The following is a 3,941-nucleotide window of genomic DNA, read 5'->3' on the forward strand; positions in this document are numbered from 1 at the left end:
CCGCGGCAGCGAGGTCGTCGTGCGTCGTCCAGGCGACCTTGCCGTCCTCGGGCGCGGTCAGCACCCCTGTCGTTACCGCATCGCCGACAATGAGCGGCACCGTCTCGGCATAGAAGCCGTTGCGCAGCGAGGTCCATGCGATTCCCGCATCCCGGAGCAACGCCTCGGTCCTCGCGTGGGCATGCATCGGACGGAAGTGCGAGGTCGGGCTCGCACCCATGTGGCTCGTGTACACGATGCGCTGGGCGCCGACGTCCCGTGCGGCATGGATGGCAGCACCATGCTGGGCGACAGGGTCCTGGCCGAACCTCTCCGCATTGGACGAGACGATCAGGATCTGGCTCGCGCCCGCAAAGGCGGTCCGTAGCGTATCCGGTTTCGCGAAGTCGCCATGGCGTACGCTGACCCCGGCTTGGGCGAGCGCCTCCGCCTTCCCAGGATCCCGCGTTGTGGCGGCGATGTGGTCAGGTGGCAGGCGCTGAAGCAGTTGCGCCACGATGCGACGGCCAAGGTGGCCGGTGGCTCCTGTCACAACGATCATGTCCGGTCTCCGCGATGGGCTTCGGCGTTTGTGGGGGCGTTTGAGCGCGAGCCGTGTTCCGTGCTGAGCTTTCGGTCGGCCAGCAGACCGCGCGCGAGCAGAGCGAAGCGCCGTTCGTAGACGCGTTCAAAGTCGGCCTCGTCGTCGAGCTTCCAGTGCGAGGCCAGCATGCGGCACGCGATCAGGATGTCTTCAGGCGTGAGGTCTTCGTTGAGTACGCCGCGGCTCTGGGCATGGGTGAGCGGACCGGCCAGGATCAAGGCCATCCGGCGCTGGTTCGTGGCCGCGTCATAGTCCGGCATATCGACCAGGCTCGCGAGGAACCTGTCGTAGACCCGCATCATCTCGGCGGTATGGCGCAGGAAGGCGAGCGGATCGTCCTCGGCCGCGACCGTAGCGGCGAGGTGGTCCAGGTCGCGTTCCAGCACGGCCTCGTAGATGGCCTGCCGGTCGGGGAAGTTGCGGTACAGCGTCGGGCGGGTGACGCCGGCACGTTCGGCGATCAGCTCCATGGGCACGTCGCCGCCTTCCGCGCGCATCATCTCGCTGGCGGCAGCGACCAGGCGCTCACGGTTCCGTTCGGCATCCTTGCGCATCACGTTTCGTCTCGGATCATGGCGAGACCCTTCTCAATTCACCTGGTAGACGCGATGCTCGAAGCCGGGCTTGTTTGCCCCGGCCGGTTCAAGACGTGCCTCGCCGACGAAAAGACATCGGTTCACCCAGTCGTAGCGCGGGTCGCCGCACTCCAACTCCCAGCACGTCCGGATGCGCTGATCCTGGAACCGGGTCGGCTCGTCATGTTCCATGGCGGAGCGCATCCGCTCACTGGGCTCGCAGATCCCGCGATACCGCGCACACAGGACGGCCCCGTCGTCGGTGAGGAGTTGGATGCGGACATCCATGCGCAGGACCCCGTCCGGGTCGACCAGCATCCAGTCTGCGCCCGCGCCGAGCGTCCGACCCGACAAGCGTGGTCCATGCACGAACCCTTGCGCCATCTCATAGTAGTGCCTGAGGCCGAACGGGCCTCGCCCGACTACGTGCGGTCCGAGGACGGCGGCGGTGTAGGTGAACGCGTGCTCTAGGCGCATGGCGGCCACCTCACCGCAAAAGCAGTGTTCGAGGATCGCCCTCAAACCAGATGTTCGTGATCCGAAGGCGATGGATCGACCACCGGTCCTCGTCCCTTTCGAGATCGGCCACGTACCGGTTCATCATGCGCAGCCGGGCGCCGGGCTCTTCGCGAGCGAAGTGGACGGCCTCGACCAGGACGGACAGGCTGGCCCGGTCGCCCGCGATCACCGCGCGTGGGTTGGTGACGGCGTGGCTGGTCACCTGCCGCGCTGCGATGCGGACGAGGAATCCGACGATGGCCGCGCGATCCCGCAGCACTCCGAATTCCAGGCCGAGACTTCGGCCGCAGGGCTCGAAATCGACTTCCGCATTCGCCGTGAACGCCGAGGCGAGCAAGCCCTTGTCGCCCATGTCCGCACCCTCAGCGAAACGGAGCATCGCGTCGGTCACCGCAAGTTGGTCGCCGGCGTATCCCGCGGCCGCCCAGACGGTCATGCCGCCTCTCCCAGGTCGAAGCCGAGATCGATGCCGTATGCGAACCGACCAACCTGCAGGCAGGCACGGATCTCCTCGGCGGTCCGGGCCTGCATGCCACGCTCGAACCTCGCGACCGCGTCCGCGACGTCCCGCGTGGGCTCGGCGACGAGCGCGTCGGCGAGGTCGAGGGCGTCCAGAAGCGCGAGGTTAACGCCCTTGCCGGTGAACGGCGGCATGGCGTGCGAGGCGTCACCCAGCATCGTTAGTCCCGGCTGGCTGTCCCAGCGATAGTCGGGCGGCATGGCGGAGGTCGGCCAGAGATGGAAGCGGTCCTGCACCTCCGTCAGCATGTCCAGGACCTCGGGCGACCAGTCGCGATAGGCCTCGCGCACCCCCGCCATCATCGCATCCGTGTCCGACAGCTCGAACCCGGCGCAATGGGGCCAGCCTTCCGGCACGGCCATCGAGTAGTAGAGCAGGATCACGTCGCGGGCGCAGCGTTGCACGAAGATCGTCTTGTTGCCGCCCGCGAACATCACCGATCCCTCGCCGAGCACGTCCGACACGCGTGACCCGCGCCAGAGCTCTGGCCGGATGTAGGCGGCCACCATGGTGACGCCGGTGTAGATCGGGCGCACGTCGGTGAGTGCCGCCCGCACGCGGGATCCGGTCCCGTCCGCACCGATGACGAGGTCGGCCTTGACCGGCTCTCGACCGGCGGCGTGCAGGGACCATGTGCCGTCCGCGTTTCGGTCGACGTGCTCGACCCCATGATCCCAGGTGATCATCCCGTCCGGCAACGCTTCGATCAGCATCGCGCGCAGGTCACCGCGGTCGATCTCGGGACCGGCGTCCTCGTGTGTCTCCTGTCCCTGACCGTGCTTCTCGTGCCCGTCCGCGTCCAGCATCCGGAAGGCTTTGGCGTCGTCGCGTGAGCGTCGCACGAACGCCTCCGTGAGACCGGCCGCGCGGATGGCGCGTTGCCCACTGTCCGGCCTGAGATCAAGGCTCCCGCCTTGAGCTCGCGCGTCGCGGGAAGCGTCACGCTCGAAGACCCGGACTTTGAAGCCGCGGCGGTTGAGGAGGCGCGCAAGCGTCGTGCCCCCAGGGCCAGCCCCGACGATGGCGATGGTCCCACATTGCCGTAGCTCTTCGCAGGTCATCATGCCGGATTTCATGTCAGTGGTCGCCGGCGCCGCGTGCCGGGGAAACGTACACCGATGTACGCTTAAACGGACGCTGATGTAAAGTATTGCTTTTGGTGGGACGTTGGGGGTCCATTCCGATGAGAATGCGCTCGGACGCGTCATTCCAGGCCAGTCAGGTCCCCAGGCGGTCGAGTCTGATGACGCGACCATTCGAGACGCCGCACGTTTCAGCTGTGCGGCAGGCTCAGCGCCGCCTGGATGACAAGGACCCAAAGCAGGTGCAGTCCGACACGCCCCGTCCTGGCGATGATCCACTCCCGCCCATCGGCGACCCTCCTCCCGGACCGCAGGTGCCGGACGGCGATCCGCCAGCCTAGCCGCCGGCACCTCAGCCGCCCGGCCCCATCGACGCTCGCTAGAAAACCCTCCAGTCGGTCGACCGGTTTACGACGAGGGCTACGGCAATCTGACGGCCACCTCGTTCCGGCGCAGGAAGGATACGGAGAAAGGCGGATCGTACCCCATGAAGAATGGTGGGTCCGCCACTTGTCGTCCCGCCGCTTCCAGCACCTGCGTCAGGATGCGGGCCTGCTCATCCCTGGCCTCAGGGGAAGCCCTGCCGGAAAAGCGCAAGACAGCCAGCTGCTCTGGAGGAACCTTGACCAATCGCACGCCGGGCTCGGTCGGCTCGGGCGCAC

General features: G+C 67.2%; 5 protein-coding genes and 2 pseudogenes. All 7 read right to left on the reverse strand.

Going from position 1 to position 3,941, the window contains the following annotated elements:
• Window positions 1–541, reverse strand: a 541-nt coding sequence (locus ACFE7U_RS17290) for an NAD(P)H-binding protein (protein ID WP_375410947.1), incomplete at its 3' end; no start/stop codon positions are given.
• The gene (locus ACFE7U_RS17295; protein WP_375410948.1) at window positions 538–1,137 is read right to left on the reverse strand and encodes a TetR/AcrR family transcriptional regulator; all 600 of its coding nucleotides are present in this window, start codon (window positions 1,135–1,137) and stop codon (window positions 538–540) included. The genes ACFE7U_RS17295 and ACFE7U_RS17290, both read right to left, overlap by 4 nt.
• A gap of 33 nt (window positions 1,138–1,170) precedes the next feature.
• A complete protein-coding gene (locus ACFE7U_RS17300) occupies window positions 1,171–1,635 on the reverse strand; it encodes a DUF3237 domain-containing protein (RefSeq protein WP_375410949.1) in 465 nt (154 codons plus the stop codon).
• 10 nt (window positions 1,636–1,645) lie between these two features.
• The gene (locus ACFE7U_RS17305; RefSeq protein ID WP_375410950.1) at window positions 1,646–2,113 is read right to left on the reverse strand and encodes a nuclear transport factor 2 family protein; all 468 of its coding nucleotides are present in this window, start codon (window positions 2,111–2,113) and stop codon (window positions 1,646–1,648) included.
• Window positions 2,114–2,262: 149 nt separating this feature from the next.
• Window positions 2,263–2,361 (reverse strand): annotated as a pseudogene (locus ACFE7U_RS17310) (FAD-dependent monooxygenase); the annotation flags it as partial.
• Window positions 2,362–2,799: 438 nt separating this feature from the next.
• A pseudogene (locus ACFE7U_RS17315) lies at window positions 2,800–3,453 on the reverse strand (NAD(P)-binding protein); the annotation flags it as partial.
• 246 nt (window positions 3,454–3,699) lie between these two features.
• On the reverse strand, window positions 3,700–3,941 hold a 242-nt coding region (locus ACFE7U_RS17320; protein ID WP_375410951.1), incomplete at its 5' end, for a heme-binding protein.

The organism is uncultured Methylobacterium sp. (assembly GCF_964251405.1).
GTDB lineage: Bacteria > Pseudomonadota > Alphaproteobacteria > Rhizobiales > Beijerinckiaceae > Methylobacterium.